The sequence below is a fragment of the Nonomuraea sp. NPDC049028 genome (assembly GCF_043197735.1).
Lineage (GTDB): Bacteria > Actinomycetota > Actinomycetes > Streptosporangiales > Streptosporangiaceae > Nonomuraea.
Genome location: NZ_JBICTR010000011.1, coordinates 296,912 through 315,533 on the forward strand (window position 1 = coordinate 296,912; position 18,622 = coordinate 315,533).

The window sequence follows — 18,622 nt, forward strand, 5'->3', positions numbered from 1 at the left end:
CCATGAAGCACGATGACGTCGACGCGATGGTCCCCCGCTGGCAGAACTCCGGCCTGTCGTCATCGCTCATCGCCGACCTCGAACTGAGCAAGCGCATGTCCCGCCTCAACATGCTCTTCGAGACGGCGATCAAGGCCGAACTGGCGGACCTGGGCCTGACCTATGCCGAGTTCGACGTCCTCGCCGCCCTGGCCCGCACCGGCCCCCCGCACCAGCTCAAGCCCAGCGAACTGTCCAAGGGCCTCTACCTCACCTCGGGCGGCACGAGCAACGTCCTGCAGCGCCTCACGGCATCGGGCTACGTGGAGCGGGCGGCGAACGAGGGCGACGCGCGCAGCCGCTGGGTTCAGCTCACCCCCGAGGGCCTGCGCCTGGCCAACACCGCCCTGGAGGTCTCGGGGAAGGCCCACGAAGAGGTGATGGCGGGCGTCCCGGAGGAAACGGTACGGAAGGCGGCGGACGCCCTCCGGGAGGTCCTCCTGGCCGTGGGCCGCCGCCGCTTCCGCTGATCACCCGCGTCCGCGTACCTGGCGCACGCCTGGGAGCTCCCGCCCGCACCCGGGATCGCCGGCCCACGCCTGGGATCGCCGATCCCAGCCTCAGCGGTGCTCTGCCGATCTCGGGCGCCCTCCGTGAGCCTGAGGCCATGACGTACTCGACGGAACGGAAGATCGTCCTCATCACCGGAGCCAACAAGGGCATCGGCTACGCGACCGCGCGGCAACTCGGCCGGCAGGGGCACGTGGTGCTCCTCGGCGCCCGCGACGAGGAGAGAGGACGGAAGGCCGAGGCGAACCTGGCCGGCGAAGGGCTGGACGTCCGGTACGTCCGGCTGGACGTCACCGACCTCGCCACGGTCGAGGCCGCCGCGGCGTACATCGACACGGAGTTCGGCCGCCTCGACATCCTCATCAACAACGCCGCGATCAGCCGCGACCGCCCTTACCGGCCGAGCGAACTGCCGGTGGCGGAGCTGCGCGAGGTCTACGAGACCAACGTGTTCGGGGTCGTCGCGGTGACCAACGCGATGCTCCCGCTGCTGCGCAGGTCGGCGGCCGGGCACATCGCCAACGTGTCGAGCGGGCTGGGCACGATCGCGTTCCTGACCGACCCCGACTCACCGTTCAGAGACTATGGCCGCCTGCTCGGCTACAACTCCTCCAAGGCGGCTCTGAACGCGATCACCCTGATCTACGCGAACGAGCTGCGCGACACTCCGATCAAGGTCAACGCGGTCTCACCGGGCTTCTGCGCCACCGACCTCAACGGCCACCGCGGCGTCCTGACCGCGGACGAGGGCGGCACCCACATCGCCCGCCAGGCCACCACCATGCCCACGACCGGCGCCTTCCTCAGCGAAGATGGCGGCGTCGTCCCCTGGTGATCCCTGTCTTGACTAGTGATCGCCGGCAGGCGCCCGCGCCGGAGAACACGTCGTCCAAAGAGCGGAGACCGGGAGGCAGGAGAGCCCGTCACCGAAGCTCAACGACTCAGGCCCGCAGTAGAGAACGAACCCCGCCAGCATGCGATCACCCAAGCGACGCTTGAGGAGCCGCAGTCCGCGAAAGTCGTCGCCGCGAACGGTCTCCGCCGCCTTGACCTCGATGGCGACGATCTTGCCCGCGTTGTTCTCGAGCACCCCGTCCACCTCGTACTGGTCTCGGTCTCGGTAGTGATAGAGGCGAGCCGATGTCCCGGCCCAGGTCAGCTGCTTGGTTATCTCACTCAGCACGAAGTTCTCGAGGAGTCCGCCATGAGTGGCGTCGGCGACGCTTCCGCTGGTGAGGTATCCAGCCATGCCGGAGTCGACGAAGATCACCTTAGGCGTGGCAACGGCTCTCGTGGTCGCGTTCGACGACCAACCCGGCACGAGGCGGACCACGAAGATGGTCTCCAGAATCTCCACATAGCTGCGAACGGTCGGGCTCGACAGACCCAGCTCGCTCGCGAGCCGACTCATATTGAGCAGCCCTCCGGTCTGAGCCGCCAGCAAGGCGACCAACCGCCGCATGTCGGACGCACGCTCGATTTCGGCGACCTGTTTCACGTCCCGGGCGATCAGGTCCGCGAGATAGCCGTCGAAAAACCGCTCACGTCGCCGAGGGGTCGTCCGCTTGACCGCCTCTGGGTACCCGCCGCGAGCGGCCAGCGCGAGATAGTCCTTCCGGCGTAGACCGATCGATTCGGCGCGTAGATCTCCGCCCATCGCGAATGCCGCGTCGATGAAGCCGTCCTCGTGGCCGTCGATCTCCCCCTGTGAGAGCGGCCAGAGCTCGATGGTCTCCGACCTGCCGGGCAGCGAGTCGGGGAGGCTGCGCAGGGCGAGGAGGCGCGCGGATCCGGTGAGCAGGAATCGTCCAGGGCGCGGGTCACGATCCACCACGTGCTTGATGGCAAGCCAGAGATCGGGAACCCGCTGCACCTCATCTATGAGCATCAACCCGTCATGGCGCACGAAACGGACCGGATCCTTGTTCGCCGCCAGACGGGTGACGGGGTCGTCCAGGAAGCGGGCGACGCTGCCGGGGACATGGCGCAGCACCCGCTCGGCAAGGGTGCTCTTACCGACCTGGCGAGCACCATTGACGACGACGACACGGGTGTCCTCAAGTGCGTCATACACCAGAGAAGCCGCACGCCGGGGCAGGTAGTCGACCGCTTCCCTCATGCGGGCACTGTAGCCCAGCCTTTAGATCTGCCGAAGGTCTGCCTTTAAATCTGCCGACTCTTTCCCTTTAGATCTGCCGAAGCCACACCCTGGCTCCGGGGTATGTCAGAGGCGCGGCAGGAAGCCGACCCGGTCGCGGACCTCGGCCATGGTCTGGCGGGCCACCGCGCCGGCTCGTTCGGCGCCGATGGCCAGCAGCCGGTCCAGCTCTGCCTCGTCGGCCAGCAGCTTCTCCGTGCGCTCCCGGATGGGCGTGAACGTCTCCACGACGGCCTCCGCCACGTCCTTCTTGAACGTCCCGTAGCCCTGCCCCTCGTAACGCGCGACCAGGTCGGGGATCGGCGTGGCCGTGAGCGCGGACAGGATGCGGAGCAGGTTGGAGATCCCGGGCTTGCCGTCCTCGTCGAACAGGACCTCCGAGCCGGTGTCCGTGACCGCGCGCATGACCTTCTTGCGCAGCGGCCCCGGCTGCTCCAGGACGTCGAGGATGCCGGCCGGGCTGGAGGAGGACTTGGACATCTTGGCCGTCGGGTCCTGGAGGTCGGTGATCTTCTCGACCTCCTTGAGGATGTACGGCTCAGGGAGGGTGAAGGTGTCGCCGAAGCGGTGGTTGAAGCGCTGGCCGAGGTCGCGGGTGAGCTCCAGGTGCTGCTTCTGGTCGGCGCCGACCGGCACGCTGTTGGCCTGGTAAAGCAGGATGTCGGCGGCCTGGAGCACCGGGTAGGTGAAGAGCCCGACGCTGGCCGCGTTCTCCCCGAACTTGGCTGACTTGTCCTTGAACTGCGTCATCCTGGCCGCCTCGCCCATGCCCGTCAGGCAGATGAGGATCCAGGCCAGCTCGCTGTGCTCGCGCACGTGCGACTGGACGAACACGGTCGAGCGCTCGGGATCGAGCCCGGCGGCGAACAGCTGCGCGGCGGCCACGCGGGTGCGGCGGCGCAGCGCGGCGGGCTCGGTCGGCACCGTGATCGCGTGGAGGTCGACGACGCAGTAGAAGGCGTCATGAGTCTCCTGCAGCGTCACCCATTGGCGGACCGCACCCAGGTAGTTGCCCAGGTGGAAGGAGTCTGCGGTGGGCTGGATGCCGGAGAGGACACGAGGTCTGGCCATAGCAGCCAATTGTGTCAGGAATCCAGCTCGGGCGGCGACTCGACCGCCGGACGGCGCTTCACCCTCACCCTGGCGATACGGCGTCCGTCGAGCTCGATGACGGTCAGCTCGAACCCGGGCACCTCCACCATCTCCCCGACGGCGGCCACGTGGCCGAGCATGGACATCACGAACCCGCCCAGCGTCTCGTACGGCCCGTCGGCCAGCCGGATGCCGGTCTGGGCGGCGAAGTCGTTGAGATTCGTCAGGCCGTCGATCTCCATCTCGCCCGCCGGGAGGACCACGGTGTCGCCTTCGACGTCGTACTCGTCCCTGATGTCGCCGATGAGCTCTTCGACCAGGTCCTCCAGGGTGACGATGCCGGCCGTCCCGCCGTACTCGTCGACCACGATGGCCAGGTGGTGGCCCTCGTCGCGCATCTCCGAGAGCGTGGTCAGCAGGCGTTTGGAGGCCGGTACGAACTTGACCGGCCGGATCGGCACCAACTCGCTGATCGGCTCGATCCGCCCGGTGAGCACCGGGTCGAGCAGGTCCCTGACGTGCACGAACCCGATGACCTCGTCGTACGACTCGCGGTAGACGGGGAAGCGCGAGTGCGGCAGCCCCGAGGCCAGCACCGCCGCCTCCGCCAGTGTGGTGTCGGCCTCCATGAACTCCACCTCGGTACGGGGCAGCATGACCTCGCGGAGCTGGCGCTTGCCGGCGGCGAACACCTCCGCGATCAGCTTGCGCTCGTCGGCGGTCAGGTCGGTGTGCCCGACGACCATGTCGCGCAGTTCCTCGGTGGTGACCTCCTCCCGGTCGGCCTGCGGGTTGCCGCCGAGCAGCTTGACCACGCCGTCGGTCGACTTCGACAGCGCCCAGATGATCGGGCGTGACAGCATGGCGACGCGATCGAGGAAGGGCGCCACGACCAGCGAGAGCCCTTCGGCCCGCTGCAGGGCCAGGCGTTTGGGCGCCAGCTCGCCGAGCACGAGAGAGACGTACGAGATGGCCAGCGTCACCAGCACCAGCGCGAGTACGGGAGCGACGGCGTGGGGCACGTTCCAGCGTTCGAGCACGGGCACGAACTGCATGCCGAGCCGGTCGGCGCCGAACGCGGCCGACAGCATGGTGGCGACGGTCACCCCGATCTGCACGGCGGACAGGAAGCGGTTGGGGTCCTGGGCGAGCTTGGCGACCCGCTCGCCGCGGCGCCCCTTCTGAGCGAGCTTGCGCACCTGGCTCTCCCGCAGGGAGACCATCGCCATCTCGGCGGCGGCGAAGAAGCCGCCGACGAGGATGAACAGAAGGACCAGCGCGATATTGGCCGCGAGGGTGTCAAACATGGTGGTTGGCAGCGTACTCGGCACGTTTCCCGCGTATGCTGAACACCCAGCCCGACAAAATTAAACATATAACCACAGGAGCAAACATGAGATTGCTGGTCACCGGGGGCGCCGGATACGTGGGCAGCGTCGTCGCGGCGCAGCTCGTCGAGGCGGGGCACGAGGTGACCGTGCTCGACGACCTGTCGACCGGCCACGAGGACGCCGTGCCCGAGGGGGCGCGGTTCGTCCACGGGTCCATCACCGAGGCCCACGACGCGCTGGCGGGCGTGGAGGCGGTGCTGCACTTCGCGGCCAAGTCACTGGTCGGCGAGTCGGTCGAGAAGCCCGGCCTCTACTGGTCGCACAACCTCGGCGGCACGCTGGCGCTGCTCGACGCGATGCGAGTGCGGGGCGTGCGCGGGATCGTGTTCTCCTCGACCGCGGCCACGTACGGCGAGCCCGAGCGCTCCCCCATCCTGGAGAGCGACCCGACACGGCCCACCAATCCGTACGGCGCCTCGAAGCTGGCCGTCGACACCGCCCTGACCGCCTACGCGGGGCTGCACGGGCTCGGGGCGGTGAGCCTGCGCTACTTCAACGTGGCCGGCGCGTACGGCCGCTTCCGCGAGCGGCACACCATTGAGACCCATCTCATCCCGAACATCCTCAAGGTGGCCACCGGCGAGCGTGAGTCGGTCAGCGTGTTCGGCACCGACTACCCGACCGCCGACGGCACGTGCGTGCGCGACTACGTCCATGTGGCCGATCTGGCGGTCGCCCACCTGCTGGCCCTGGAGGCGCTCACTCCCGGGGAGCACAAGATCTTCAACCTGGGCAGCGGCGCCGGCTTCTCCGTCCAGGAGGTGATCTCGGTCTGCCGCGAGGTCACCGGCCACGACATCCCCGCCGTTCTCGGGTCGCGCCGGGCGGGCGACCCGGCCGTGCTGGTCGCCTCGTCCGAGAAGATCCGGCGCGAGCTGGGCTGGAAGGCCGAGCGCCCCTCCCTGCGGGACATCGTCTCTGACGCTTGGGGAGCGCTTTCCGGGAAATAGGTATAGGAAGTCCCGATATGTGCTGTGATATCGAAATGTGAGGAGCTTTTCACCAAGGGTCACGAAGATAGTCTTCGGCGTCCTCGTCGTGCTGGGTAGCCTCGCGGCGGCGGCGGGGGTGTTGTTCGCCACCTCCCCGCCGAATCCTCCCGCGGAAATCACCATGTGCCCGTAGGCGAACAAAAGGGAAATAGGCCGCAAATCGTACATATAACCAAAAAGACGCGCACCCAGAAACGGACGCGCGCCTTGTCGGGGACGAATCAGATCAGGCCGAGCGAGGCCACCGCGTCGCGCTCCTCGGTCAGCTCGCGGACGCTGGCGTCGATGCGCTCGCGGGAGAAGGTGTCGATCTCCAGACCCTGGATGATCTCGAACCGGCCCCCCGCCGCCCGCACCGGGAACGACGAGATGAGGCCCTCGGGCACGCCGTAGGACCCGTCAGAGACGACGGCGGCCGAGGTCCAGTCGGTGCCGTTGACCCAGTCGTAGACGTGGTCGATCGCGGCGTTGGCCGCGGAGGCGGCGGACGAGGCGCCACGGGCCTCGATGATGGCGGCGCCGCGCTTGGCCACCGTCGGGATGAAGGTGTCGCGCAGCCACTCCGACTCCACCTGCTCGGCCGCGATCTTGCCGCCGACCTCGGCGTGGTAGAGGTCCGGGTATTGGGTGGCGGAGTGGTTGCCCCAGATGGTCATGTTCTTGATCTCGGTGACCGGGACCTGAAGCTTCGCGGCGAGCTGGGACAGCGCGCGGTTGTGGTCGAGGCGGGTCATCGCGGTGAAGCGGTCGGCCGGTACGTCGGGCGCGTTCTGCTGGGCGATGAGCGCGTTGGTGTTGGCCGGGTTGCCGACGACCAGGACCTTGATGTCGTCGGCCGCGTGGTCGTTGATCGCCTTGCCCTGCGGGCCGAAGATGCCGCCGTTGGCGCCGAGCAGGTCACCGCGCTCCATGCCGGCCTTGCGCGGCATGGCGCCGACGAGCAGGGCGACGTTGGCGCCCGCGAACGCGACGTTCGGGTCGTCGGTGATCTCGATGCCGGACAGCAGCGGGAAGGCGCAGTCGTCGAGCTCCATGGCGGTGCCCTCGGCTGCCTTCACCGCCTGCGGGATCTCCAGCAGACTGAGCTTGACCGGGACGTTCGGGCCGAGCAGCTGCCCCGACGCGATGCGGAACAGCAGTGCGTAGCCGATCTGACCGGCGGCTCCGGTGACGGTCACCTTGACGGGCGTGGCCATGGCCTTCCCCTAACTCGCAGGATGAATCATTGACTTTCGGATGCTACCCGTTCGTCATCCGCAGGAGACCATCGAGGGTGTTTCCTGCTCGGGAGTGAAGTCCACGTTGGCGAAATGCCGAGCCAGCAGGCTCTTGACGACGCCCTTGCGGTAGAGCGAGGCGATGATCCCGTTGGCCGCCTTGCAGGTCTTCGCGTCTCCGTGCTTGATCCCGATGGCGTAGCGCTCGTCGTTGAGCTTGGCGCCGAGGATCTTGAAGCGCTGGTTCTCGCGGCTGGCGAAGCCGGCCAGGATGAGGTCCTCGCCCGGCACCGCGTCGACCTCGCCGCTCTTGAGTAGGTCCATGCACCGCGCGTAGTCGGTCGCCGTGACGAGCTCCACCTTCACGCGGGCCTGGACATTGCGGACGGACGGACTGTCGGGGGCGCAGATCTTCTTGCCCTCCAGGTCGTCGATCGACTCGATCGAGTCGCCGTCGCGGACCAGGAGGTCGTGGTGGGCCACATAGTACGGGCCGGCGAACTCGACGCCGCTCTTGTCGATGGAGTAGGTGGCGATCACCAGGTCCACGGTGCCGCCCTCCAGCGCCTTCTCCCTCTCGAACTTGGGAATCTTGACGAACTGGGTCTGCTTGGCGCCGAGCTGCTCCGCGACGAGCTTGGCCAGCTCGATGTCGAAGCCCTCGAAGCCGCCGCCACGTTCCAGGGAGACGCCGGGCAGGTCGCCCTTCACGCCGATCACGATCTTCTTCGTCTGCGCCACCTTGTCGGCCACCGAGGCGAAGGAGTCCGGCGGGGCGGGATGGGGCGAGGGCTCCTCGCCGAGCGCGAGCTGAAACCAGTTGTTCTGCACGGCCACGATCGAGGCGGCGGCGATCAGCAGGATCGCCACAGTCAGCGCGACCCACCCCGCGCGGCGGCCGCGCGGGGCGGGCGGGCCGGGGTCCGGGGTGGCCACGGTCGGCCGCTCGTCCAGGATTCGGGGCGGTGGCGGCGTGGAGCCGGTCGCCCACGGGATCGGCTCGCCGCCGGTCACGGAGGACTGCTCCGGCGGATGCATGAGCTGCGCCTTGGACGGCGAGCCCGTGCCGAGCGTCCCGGACGACACCCTGATGAACGGGGTGGTGTCGTCGCTGGCAACCTGCACGCCCCGGGTCAGCACGGCCGTGGAGGCCCCGACCGTCTCGGGCTGGCCGAGCAGCCGCAGCAAAATCTGGTCGGCCGAGGGCCGCTCGTCGGGCGACTTCGACAGCGCCGACCGCACCACGCCGCGCAGCGGCTCGGGCAGCATGGACACGTCGACCTCGTGGTTGAGGATCCGGTTGAGCACCACCGCGATCGAGTTGCCCTCGAACACGGTCTCCCCGGTGGCCGCGAACGCGATCGTCGCCCCCCAGGCGAACACATCGGTATAAGGCCCGACATCGTCCCCGGCGATCTGCTCGGGGGCCATGTAGGCGGGCGTACCGATGGCCCGGCTGGTGATGGTGCCGCTCGAGTCGATGATCCTGGCGATGCCGAAGTCGACCACGCGCGGCCCGTCGGCGGCGATCAGCACGTTGTCGGGCTTGAAGTCGCGGTGCACGATCGAGGCGTGGTGGATCGCGGTCAGCGCGGTCGCCGTCCCGATCGCCAGCCGGTCGAGCGCCGTCCCCCGCAGTGGGCCGTCGTCTTCGACGATGTCCCTGAGGGCGCGCCCGTCGATGTACTCGCTGGCGATGTACGGCGTGTCGCCGTCGAGATCGGCCTCGATCACCCGGGCTGTGCAGAACGACGCCACCCGCTGCGCGGCCTTCAGCTCCCTGGCGAACCGCGACCTGGCGATCGTGTCCCCGCTGAACTTGACATGCAGCAGCTTGATCGCAGCCTGCTCACCCTCATCGGTGACGCCCAGGTAGACGATGCCCTGGCCGCCTTCCCCAACCCGGCCGACCAGCCGGAACGACCCCAGCTGGCCGGGGTCGCCGGCGACCAGCGGCGAGATCTGCGGCATTCATCTTCCCCACGTTCAAACAAAGCCCAACGACGCAAACTTTACGACGCTCAGTAAGCTCTCAGGGAACCGTTAACCGTTCGTGACGTCACGGTTTGTCGCCAGGAGCAGTATGGCCACCCGCCATCACCAGGGTGAGGAGAAACGCCGAATTACCCCAGAATAGGGCGAAACTACGAGAAGCACCGAGGAGGCTCGGGATTATGGCCCGTGCGTACGACATCGTGCTGTTCGGCGCGAGCGGCTTCACCGGCGCGCTCACCGCGGCCTACCTCGCCAAAACGGCCGGCCCCGAGGTGCGCTGGGCACTGGCCGGCCGCGACCGGGCCAAGCTGGAACGACTCGGCCTCGACGTCCCGATCCTGATCGCCGACGCCACCGACCCCGCCTCGCTGGCCGCGATCGCCCGCTCGACCCGCGTCGTCGTCACGACCGTCGGCCCCTACCTCCGGTACGGCGAGCCGCTCGTGGCCGCCTGCGCCGAGGCGGGCACTCACTATCTGGACCTGACCGGCGAGGCCGAATTCGTGGACCGGATGTACGTCCGCCATCACCGGCGGGCCACCACGACGGGCGCCAAGCTGGTGCACGCCTGCGGCTTCGACTCCATCCCCTACGACCTGGGCGTGCTCTTCACGGTCGACCAGCTGCCGGAGCACGTGCCGCTCAAGGTCAGCGGGTTCCTCAGGAGCGAGATGCGGGCGTCGGGGGGCACGCTGGCCTCCGGGATGACGATCGTCTCCCGCCCGCTGCAACTCCTGGAGGCGGCAGCCCGGCGACGCGCGGCCGAGCCGCTGCCGCCCGGTCGCCGGGTCAGCTCACTGCCCGGTGGCCTGCGCTATGTCGGCGGTTGGGCGCTGCCGATGCCGAGCCTGGACCCGCTGATCGTCGGCCGTTCGGCCCGCCTGCTCGACCGCTACGGCCCCGACTTCACCTACCGCCAGTACTACGCCGTCAAGACCCTGCCCGCCGCCCTCGCGGTGGCGGCGGGAGCGGGCACGATGGCGGCGCTCGCGCAGATCCCCCCGGTACGCGACTGGATGGCGAGCCGCGTCAAGCCCGGCGACGGGCCCACCCCCGAACAGCGGGCCCGCAACTGGTTCAAGGTCACCCTCCTCGGCGAGGGCGGCGGCCGGCGGGTCGTCACCGAGGTCGCGGGCGGCGACCCCGGTTACGACGAGACGGCCAAGATGCTCAGCGAGGCGGCACTCTGCCTGGCCTTCGACGACGTGCCCGAGATCGCGGGACAAGTCACCACCGCCTCCGCGATGGGCCGCCCGCTGATCGAGCGCCTGTGCCGGGCCGGCATCACGTTCAGTACGCGAGAGCCCGCGAGGTGAAGGACGTCCGCAGGAACGGGTTCTTGAACTTCGGGAAGGCCACGGTCAACGGGTCACCGTCTGAGGTGTAACGCATGTCCGGGTTGTTCTTCAGCCAGTCGAGCCAGGCCACCGAGCAGAACTGCTTGCAGTCGCCCTTCTTGTCCATCGCCCTGATGCGCGGGATGCCCAGCGGGTCGAAGGACTTGCTGAACGGCGCGGGCGCGGGCGTGTAACCGGCCAGGAAGACACCCTTGTGGTCATAGGTGACGTCGCCGAGCTTGCCGTGCATGGCCCACTTCTTGTTGTGCGGCTGGTTGCCGTACGGCAGGGCGATGGTCACCGGCTTGACGAAGGCCAGGGAGCTGATCATCGTCTGGACGGTCGCGATCTGCTCCTCGACCTCCTTCTGCGACCGGCCCCGCAGGTTGATGTGGTCGCGGGTGTGGTTGCCGAGGTCGAACCCGTTGTCCTTGAGCCAGAGCAGCATCTGAGCCTGCTCGTCGCGCACGGTCTTGCCGAACATGTCGCGCGTGATGTACATCGTGGCCACCGGCCGGAAGCCGGGATTCTTCGCCGCCACGTCACGCAGGATGCCGATGGCGGTGTCGGGCGCCAGGTTGCCCATCTCGTCCAGCGTGAGCTGTGAGGGCGAGGAGTCGTCGAAGGTCAGCACGACCGCGTGCTTGCCCGCCGGGATGTCGATCTTGCCGGTGACGTACTCGGCGGCGGTGATCGGCACGTACCCGTCCTTGACCAGCCGCTCGAGATCTCCCCTGAACTGCTCGGGAGTCCGGTCGTCGGTGGTCGCCGGATTCTTGATCACCCGGTGGAACATCAGCACCGGGATCTGCCCCAGCTCGTTGGCCTTCACCTTGGCGGCCAGCGCCAGCTGCGCGGCCTTGGCCTGCTTCAGTTTGGCCGCCGTGTTGGCCGCGTTGTTCACCGGCTTGGCGACCGGCTCCGAGCCACAGCCGCACACGACCGCCGTGACCGCGATCAGTCCCACCCCACTCAAAAGACGCAATCGCATCCGAACCCCCTGGGCCACCTATGACTCTTACCAGGGACTCTTACCCATCTGATCAACTCCGTCACGCTCTGTGAGGGCCAAGAGATGTTCTAGAGAAACGGAAGGGCCGCCCGAAGGCGGCCCTGCATCGACCGGGTCGGTGGAGGTGGGGTCACCGGGCCAAAAGGGACATGATCATTCCCTTGAGCTCGTCGTTCGCCAAGATCAGCGAGGTAAGGACGAGCACGAATCCGAACACCCCGAGCGTGATGACGTCCGTCCTCTTGCTGCGTACGGCGAGCCCGCCGTACCCGGCGAAACGGAGCGCGGCGGCCACCATGACGGCGGCGCCCAACGCGAACCCGCCCCACCGCGGGTCCACGAGGAAAATCAGCGCAACGCCGACGACCGCACCCGCCAGAACCAGCGGGTACGGCCCCCAACTCTCTCCAGAACGACTCAACGTGCCTGCTTACGGCCGCATTCGCATTCGCTGCGGACCTCCGTTGGCATCGTGCCTCGCTCTCTCCAGCCCAAGCTCATCGCTCCTCTATCGGCTTCCATTTCTGGTCACGCTCACCGATGTACTCACTGTCGGGGCGGATCAGTCTGTTGTCGGCATGCTGCTCGATCACGTGCGCCGTCCATCCGGCCATGCGGCTGATCGAGAAGACCGGTGTGAACAGGTCCGTCGGAATGCCCAGATAGTGATAGACCGATGCCGCGTAGAAGTCGACATTGGGATAGAGGCCCTTCATCTCGAAGACGACCTCCTCCATCTCCTTGGACATCCGATAATAGGTGTCGTCGCCGGTGGATTCGGCGAGTTCCTGCGACATCCTGCGCAGGTGCGTGGCCCGCGGGTCCTCGGTCTTGTAGACGCGGTGGCCGAAGCCCATGATCTTCTCGCCGGCGGCCAGCTTCTCCCGTACGGCCTGCGCCACGCCGGTGGGCGAGATCGATTCGAGGGTCTTCATGACCTGCTCGTTCGCGCCGCCGTGCAGGGGGCCCTTGAGCGTCCCGATGGCGGCGACGATGGCCGAGTGCATGTCCGACAGGGTCGCGGCGCAGACGCGGGCGGCGAACGTCGAGGCGTTCATGGTGTGGTCGGCGTGCAGCACCAGACAGGTGTCGAAGAGCTCGACCTCGCGCTGGGCCGGAACGCGTCCGGTCACCTGCAGGAGGAAGTTCGCCGCGATGCTCATCGCCGGATCGGGCTCCGGGACCTCGGCGCCGTTGCGGGCGGCGTGGTAGCGGGCGACCAGCAGGGGCTGCTGCGCGGTCAGGCGCGCGGCCTTGCGCAGGTTCGCTTCGGGGGCGATGGAGTCCTTGTCCGGATCGTCCGCCGCGGAGAGGGAGACCAGGGAGCGCAGGGCCTCCATCGGTTTCTGCTTCTCGGCGATCTCCGGGATGTTCGCGGAGACGAGCGCGCCGAGCTCGCGGCCCCGCACCAGCTCATCGCCGTACCTGTCCAACTCGTCCCGGTTGGGAAGCTTGCCGCACTGCAGCAGGTGAGCGGTCTCTTCGAACGTCGCGCGGCCGGCCAGATCGTGGATGTCGTATCCACGATAGAAGAGACGACCGGCCTTCCCGTCAATGTCGCTGAGCGCTGTGGACGCGGCTACGACATCGGCCAGGCCTTTCGTGGGCTTGTCCGCCATGAGTGTTTCCTCCGCATATCTCCGCCCGAAGTCTACCCGTGAGCAGGCAAAACCGTCCGCGAAGGTCCAGACCAATTTCACGCTGGATTCTCCTTATGGCAAAGGCGATTCCGCATCCCCTCGTTTGGGTAAGCCGGAGCTGTAGTAATAGTTACGGCGGGCTACCTGGGGAGGAACTGCCGTGGAGGGGCCGTTCATACGCATCGAGGACACCGGCGAGGTGGTCCCGTTGCGCCCCGAGATCACGACGGTGGGGAGGGGCCGGGGCGCGGACATCCGGCTGACCGACCCGAGTGTGTCTCGACTCCATGCCGAGTTCGTCAGGCGAGGACCCTACCTGTACGTCGTTGATCTGGGCCTGTCCCGCAACGGCACACGGGTGAACGGCAGGCCGATCGCCCGGAGGGTGCTGGACGACGGCGACGTCGTCTCCTTCGGCGCGGCGCGCGGTCGCATCGGCGGAGTCCCCCGTGAGGACTTCACCCCCGAGGTCGAACTGCGCAGGGCCGCTGCGCCCGAGCTGACCAGGCGCGAGGTCGATGTGCTGACCTCGCTCTGCAGGCCGGCGCTGTCGGATGAGGCGTTCGTCGCCCCGGCGACTGCACGTGAGATCGCCGACGACCTGGTCGTGACCGAAGCCGCGGTCAAGCAACACCTGCTGCGGCTGTACCAGAAGTTCCGGATTCCCGAGGGCACCAACCGGCGCACACGGCTGGCCAACGAGGTCGTCGCGCTGGGCCTGGTGCGCCCGACTCCTGTGGTGCCACCACAGCGGTCGGGGACGTCGGCCGAGCAACAGCAACCGACGGCGGCCGGACGCAGGGCTTCATAGGTGCAGACCCCGCTACCTGTGGTGGGCCGCTGAGCGCGGCCCACTAGAGGAAACGGATCGCGACCGGCGCCACGGCGAGGGGTTCCGGCAGCGCGAGCGGACCGGAGCCCGGCGTCACCGTGCCCAGAACGCGCGCCCCTGAGGCGCCCGTGCAACTGGGCACGGTCGACGGCAGACCGTGCGCGGTGAGCCAGCCGAACAACGAGAAGGCGATCGCCTCCTTCGCGTCGGCGGGCACGCCGAGCTCGTCGCTGGTCACGAGCCGCGTGTCCGGCACGCGTGCGCGCAGCATGCCCATGAGTGTGGGATTGCGCACACCGCCGCCGGAGACGATCACGGTGTCGAGCCCGTGCCGCCGGATCTCGGCCGCCACGGTCTCCGCGGTGAGTGCGGTCAGCGTGGCGACGAGGTCGGCCTGCGGAAGGTCCGCCTTGACGTACCCAGGTGTGAAGAGCTCTTTACCGGTGGATTTCGGCGGTTCCTTCGCGTAGTACGGCTCGGCGAGCAGCTCCGCCAGCAGCGCCGCGTCGACCGTCCCGGCCGCGCCGAGCACCCCGTCCTTGTCGTACGGGGGCGCGGCGGCGTCGATGAGCGCGCACGCGGGCCCGGTGTCGTAGGCGATGGCCGGCTCCCGCACGGTCAGGTTGGCGATCCCGCCCAGGTTCAACGCCCCGGTACGCCCCGGCAGCCCGGCCATGAGCAGCAGGTCGAGGTAGGAGACGAGCGGCGCCCCCTGCCCGCCGGCGGCCACGTCGCGCACCCGCACGTCCGAGACCACGGGCAGCCCGGTGCGCTCGGCGATCCAGGCCGGCTGGCCCAGCTGCAGGGTGCCGAGCACCCGGCCGCCCTCCACCCAGTGGAAGAGCGTCTGCCCGTGGGAGCAGATCAGGTCGGCCGCCGGCCCTTCGGCCGCCGCCTCGGCGAACGCCTGGCCGATGAGCGTGTCCAGGGCGCACACCTCGCCCAGGTCGATCTTGTTGGGGGGCAGCGCGGCCACGATACGGGCTCGCAGGCCGGGCTCGTACGGCCGCTCGCCGGTGTGGACCAGCGTGCCGGTCAGCACACCGCCATCCAGCGACCAGTCCACGACCGCACTGTCTATCCCGTCATGGGACGTGCCCGAGATAAGACCAAGAACCCGCATCGCACTCCGTTCGCCTGCTTCCCCCGAAGGGACTCCAACCACGACGGACCGTCATCTTCCGCTCCCCCGGAAGGGGTCTCCCCCCAAAGGACACCAGCCACGACGAACCGCCTGCTTCTCCTCCCCCGAAGGGGGTATCCCACCCAAGGGACACCCGCCACCACGGACCGTCACAAAGATCGAGTCGGTCGTGTTGACAACCCTCCGAGGAATCACCGCACTCAGAGCACCCGGAACCCGTTGCTCGGCTTGCTGGTCCGGTTGGCCCGGTCGACGGCGACCACGTAGTAGTGATCCCCGCGCTTGCCCTCCGGGTCCACCCAGTGCACCTGCCGGTCACCCGGCAGCACCGCGACCAGGTTGCGGGCGTCGGCGAACGCACCAGACGCGGCCTTGCCGGGGAACCGGAAGATGGCGAACTGGAAGGGCTCGTGCCGATCCGTCGAGACCGCGCGTACCTCCACCCCGCCGTGCTTCCGCAGCGCGTACGCCAGCACCGGCCGGTGCGGCGCCTCGCCACTCGCCAGCCTGGTCAGCACCGGGGCCAGGGCGGGCCGGGTGTAGTGGTCGTTCACGGCCGTGCTGATCGAGCCGATCCGGTCGGCCCGCAGGTCGTTGGCGTTGTACCAGATGTCACCGCTGACCGGTGGATTGTCCCGGTTGAGCGTGAGGTGCTTGGACAGCTCGGCCGGGTTCTGCCATTCGGGCGCGGTCTGGGCGGGGTCGCCCGCCTTGTAGGCGGCCTGGCCGATCCAGAGCAGCGTGCCGGTGCCGTTCGCCACGTCGGACCACCACGGGACGAGCTTGGCGTAGTCGGCCGGCGGCTGGCCGATGTACCAGTAGAGCTGGGGTGCGATGTAGTCGAGCCAGCCCTTCTTCACCCAGCCCCTGGTGTCGGCGTGCAGGCTGTCGTACGACTGACCGCCGCTGGTGTCGGAGCCGAGCGGGTCGCTGGCCTTGTTGCGCCAGATGCCCGACGGGCTGATGCCCCAGGCGATCTCCGGCTTGACCGCGCGCACGCGCTGCTGCATCTCCGAGACCATGAGGTCGACGTTGTTGCGCCGCCAGGTGGCCAGGTCCGGGAAGCCGGCTCCGTACTGGGCGAAGGCGGCGCTGTCGTCGAAGGCCGTGGTGTTCGTCGGGTAGAAGTAGTCGTCGAAGTGCAGGCCGTCGATGTCGTACCGGGTGACCGCGTCCATGATCGCGTCCTGGCAGAACTTCCGCACCTCGGGCATGCCGGGGTTGTAGTAGAGCTTGCCGCCGAACGGCAGGATCCAGTCGGGGTGCTTGCGTCCCGGGTGGTCGGGGTGCAGCTTGGCCGGGTCGGCCTGCATCGAGACCCGGTACGGGTTGAACCAGGCGTGGAAGGCCAGTCCCCGCTTGTGCGTCTCCTCCACGATGAAGCCCAGCGGGTCGTAGCCGGGGTCCTGCCCCTGGGTGCCGGTCAGCCATTGCGACCACGGTTCGAACGGCGACGGCCAGAACGCGTCGGCGGTCGGCCTGATCTGCACGAAGACGGAGTTCAGCTTGCGCTGCACGGCCAGGTCCAGCCAGGCGAGGTATTCGGCCTTCTGCTGTTCGACGGTCAGCCCGGTCTTGGAGGGCCAGTTGATGTTGACCACGGAGGCGATCCACATGCCGCGCATCTGACGCAACGGCGGGACGTAGTCTGCGGCGAAGGCGGGAAGCGGTACGACGGAGGCGGCAGCGGCGAGGGCGAGGCCCTTCAGTAACGTCCTTCGGCTGGGCATGGGGGGTTTGGCCTCTCGGAAGTGGTTGTGTCGAGGGCGACGATGACAGAAAATTACCTTCAATTCAACAATCGTGAAGGAAAATGCCGCATGTCCCCTGACCTGTACCGACTAGCGATGACAGTGCTCCAGCCAGGCTATGAAGGCACGTCGGCTCCCGACTGGTTGCGCAGGGCGCTCGGCGAAGGACTCGGCGGCCTGGTGCTGTTCGCCCGCAACAACCCCGGGCAGCAGCTCGTCCAGCGGTTTCGCGCCGAGAACCCGGGCGCCGTCGTCGCGATCGACGAGGAGGGCGGAGCGGTCACCCGTCTGGAGGTCGCCTCCGGCAGTTCCTTCCCGGGCAACCGGGCGCTCGGCGTGGTGGACGACGTGGCCCTGACGGAGCGCGTGGGCCGCCAGATCGGCCGGATGCTCGCCGAAGCCGACATCACGCTCAACTACGCGCCTTCCGCCGACGTCAACGCCAACCCCGCCAACCCGGTGATCGGCGTCCGCTCGTTCGGCCCGACCGCCGACCTGGTCTCCCGCCACACCGTGGCCTACGTCAACGGGGTACAGGGCGCCGGGGTCGCCGCCTGCGCCAAGCACTTCCCCGGCCACGGTGACACGGTCACGGACTCGCACCTGGCGCTGCCGACCGTACACGCCTCGCGCGACTTGATCGATGAGCGTGACCTGCCGCCGTTCAGAGCGGCAATCGCGGCCGGGGTGCGCTCGGTCATGTCGGGTCACCTCCTCGTCCCCGCCCTCGACCCGTCGATGCCCGCGACGCTCAGCCGTACCGTCATGACCGAGCTCCTCAGGGGCGAGCTCGGCTTCGACGGGATGCTGGTCACCGACGCGATCGAGATGCGGGCGGTGGCCGCGATGTTCGAGCCCGGGGAGATCGCGGTCCGCGCGCTCGGCGCGGGCGTCGACGCCATCTGCGTGGGCCTGTCGACCGAGCGGAGCCTGCACGACATCCGCGACGCCATTGTGGCCGCCGTCCGCGCTGGTGTGCTCCCCGAGGAGCGCCTGGCCGAGGCCGCCGCTCGGGTCCTCGCCCTGTCCGACTGGTACGCCGGGCAGTCGGCGCTGCGTGACAAGGCCCGCGCCGACGTCGACGAGAGCGTGGGCCTGGAGGCCGCCAGGGCCGCGCTGACCGTGACGGGGACGGCCACCTTGACCCGGCCGCCGCTGGTCGTGGAGGTCAACACGCGCTTCAACAAGGCGGTGGACCCCTCGACGCCGACCGGCATCACGGCGGCGCTCAGCACGCTGCTGCCGGGGACCACGCGGATCCAGATGGAGCCGGAGGGTGAGCTGCCGCCGTTCGACGACCGGCCGGTCGTTCTCGTGGTGCACGACGCTGCCCGTTATCCGTGGGTACGGGAGACGGTGGCGCGGGCCGTACAGGTGCGGCCGGAGGTGATCGTCGTGGACACCGGCATCCCCGGTACGCCCGACGGGGCCGCGCACCTGGTCACGCACGGCATCTCGCGCGTCTCGGCGCAGGCGGCGGCCGAATGGCTGACCCGGTGACCGGGCGCCTCC

Annotated in this window: 16 protein-coding genes; 6 read left to right on the plus strand and 10 right to left on the minus strand. The window is 68.6% G+C overall.

The genetic code is table 11. The annotated features are described in order from the left end of the window. The first annotated feature begins 2 nt into the window (after positions 1-2). Positions 3-509: a MarR family transcriptional regulator gene (locus ACGFJ2_RS40360; protein ID WP_357948609.1), complete on the plus strand. Its 507-nt coding sequence runs from the start codon at positions 3-5 to the stop codon at positions 507-509. 137 nt (positions 510-646) lie between these two features. Then, positions 647-1,384: an SDR family oxidoreductase gene (locus ACGFJ2_RS40365; RefSeq protein ID WP_357948606.1), complete on the plus strand. Its 738-nt coding sequence runs from the start codon at positions 647-649 to the stop codon at positions 1,382-1,384. 12 nt (positions 1,385-1,396) lie between these two features. On the opposite strand, the gene ACGFJ2_RS40370 is transcribed toward ACGFJ2_RS40365, so the two are convergent. The 3 genes from ACGFJ2_RS40370 to ACGFJ2_RS40380 all read right to left on the minus strand — a co-directional run bounded on the left by ACGFJ2_RS40370 (position 1,397) and on the right by ACGFJ2_RS40380 (position 5,106). After that, positions 1,397-2,668: an ATP-binding protein gene (locus ACGFJ2_RS40370; protein ID WP_357948603.1), complete on the minus strand. Its 1,272-nt coding sequence runs from the start codon at positions 2,666-2,668 to the stop codon at positions 1,397-1,399. A 105-nt stretch (positions 2,669-2,773) separates the two neighbouring features. Beyond that, positions 2,774-3,778 (minus strand): tryptophan--tRNA ligase, encoded by a 1,005-nt coding sequence (gene trpS, locus ACGFJ2_RS40375; protein ID WP_357948599.1) that lies wholly within the window; start codon positions 3,776-3,778, stop codon positions 2,774-2,776. A gap of 14 nt (positions 3,779-3,792) precedes the next feature. Then, entirely contained in the window at positions 3,793-5,106 is a 1,314-nt protein-coding gene (locus ACGFJ2_RS40380; protein ID WP_357948596.1) for a hemolysin family protein, read from the minus strand. Positions 5,107-5,192: 86 nt separating this feature from the next. Here ACGFJ2_RS40380 and galE point away from each other — a divergent pair, with 86 nt between their 5' ends. After that, the gene (galE, locus tag ACGFJ2_RS40385) at positions 5,193-6,140 is read left to right on the plus strand and encodes a UDP-glucose 4-epimerase GalE (RefSeq protein ID WP_357948593.1); all 948 of its coding nucleotides are present in this window, start codon (positions 5,193-5,195) and stop codon (positions 6,138-6,140) included. Positions 6,141-6,403: 263 nt separating this feature from the next. Here the strand turns inward: galE and ACGFJ2_RS40390 are convergent, their stop codons facing one another. Next, on the minus strand, positions 6,404-7,378 hold the full coding sequence (locus ACGFJ2_RS40390; protein WP_357948590.1) for a malate dehydrogenase: 975 nt from the start codon (positions 7,376-7,378) through the stop codon (positions 6,404-6,406). Positions 7,379-7,432: 54 nt separating this feature from the next. Continuing rightward, positions 7,433-9,370: a protein kinase gene (locus ACGFJ2_RS40395; protein ID WP_357948587.1), complete on the minus strand. Its 1,938-nt coding sequence runs from the start codon at positions 9,368-9,370 to the stop codon at positions 7,433-7,435. 203 nt (positions 9,371-9,573) lie between these two features. Between ACGFJ2_RS40395 and ACGFJ2_RS40400 the strand changes: the two genes are divergently transcribed. After that, positions 9,574-10,710, plus strand: a complete 1,137-nt coding sequence (locus ACGFJ2_RS40400) for a saccharopine dehydrogenase family protein (RefSeq protein ID WP_393477570.1) — start codon at positions 9,574-9,576, stop codon at positions 10,708-10,710. Here ACGFJ2_RS40400 and ACGFJ2_RS40405 read toward each other — a convergent pair. From ACGFJ2_RS40405 to ACGFJ2_RS40415, 3 genes are all read right to left on the minus strand, one after another. Next, positions 10,685-11,722 (minus strand): polysaccharide deacetylase family protein, encoded by a 1,038-nt coding sequence (locus ACGFJ2_RS40405; RefSeq protein ID WP_357948581.1) that lies wholly within the window; start codon positions 11,720-11,722, stop codon positions 10,685-10,687. The two genes, ACGFJ2_RS40400 and ACGFJ2_RS40405, sit on opposite strands and share 26 nt — an antisense overlap. Positions 11,723-11,873: 151 nt before the next feature. Further along, complete coding sequence (locus ACGFJ2_RS40410) at positions 11,874-12,164, minus strand: DUF3017 domain-containing protein (protein WP_357948578.1); 291 nt, start codon at positions 12,162-12,164, stop codon at positions 11,874-11,876. A 76-nt stretch (positions 12,165-12,240) separates the two neighbouring features. Beyond that, entirely contained in the window at positions 12,241-13,362 is a 1,122-nt protein-coding gene (locus tag ACGFJ2_RS40415; RefSeq protein ID WP_357948575.1) for a citrate/2-methylcitrate synthase, read from the minus strand. 181 nt (positions 13,363-13,543) lie between these two features. On the opposite strand from ACGFJ2_RS40415, the gene ACGFJ2_RS40420 reads away from it, so the two are divergent. Beyond that, positions 13,544-14,194, plus strand: coding sequence for an FHA domain-containing protein (locus tag ACGFJ2_RS40420; protein WP_219531308.1), 651 nt, complete (start codon positions 13,544-13,546; stop codon positions 14,192-14,194). 43 nt (positions 14,195-14,237) lie between these two features. Here ACGFJ2_RS40420 and ACGFJ2_RS40425 read toward each other — a convergent pair whose 3' ends face one another. Continuing rightward, positions 14,238-15,338 carry an anhydro-N-acetylmuramic acid kinase gene (locus ACGFJ2_RS40425; RefSeq protein WP_393477575.1) on the minus strand — a complete coding sequence of 367 codons (1,101 nt, stop codon included), beginning with the start codon at positions 15,336-15,338 and terminating at the stop codon, positions 14,238-14,240. A 221-nt stretch (positions 15,339-15,559) separates the two neighbouring features. Next, the gene (locus ACGFJ2_RS40430; RefSeq protein ID WP_393477578.1) at positions 15,560-17,089 is read right to left on the minus strand and encodes a glycoside hydrolase family 10 protein; all 1,530 of its coding nucleotides are present in this window, start codon (positions 17,087-17,089) and stop codon (positions 15,560-15,562) included. A gap of 117 nt (positions 17,090-17,206) precedes the next feature. Between ACGFJ2_RS40430 and ACGFJ2_RS40435 the strand changes: the two genes are divergently transcribed. Then, positions 17,207-18,610, plus strand: coding sequence for a glycoside hydrolase family 3 protein (locus ACGFJ2_RS40435; RefSeq protein WP_393477581.1), 1,404 nt, complete (start codon positions 17,207-17,209; stop codon positions 18,608-18,610). The last annotated feature ends 12 nt before the right edge of the window (positions 18,611-18,622 follow it).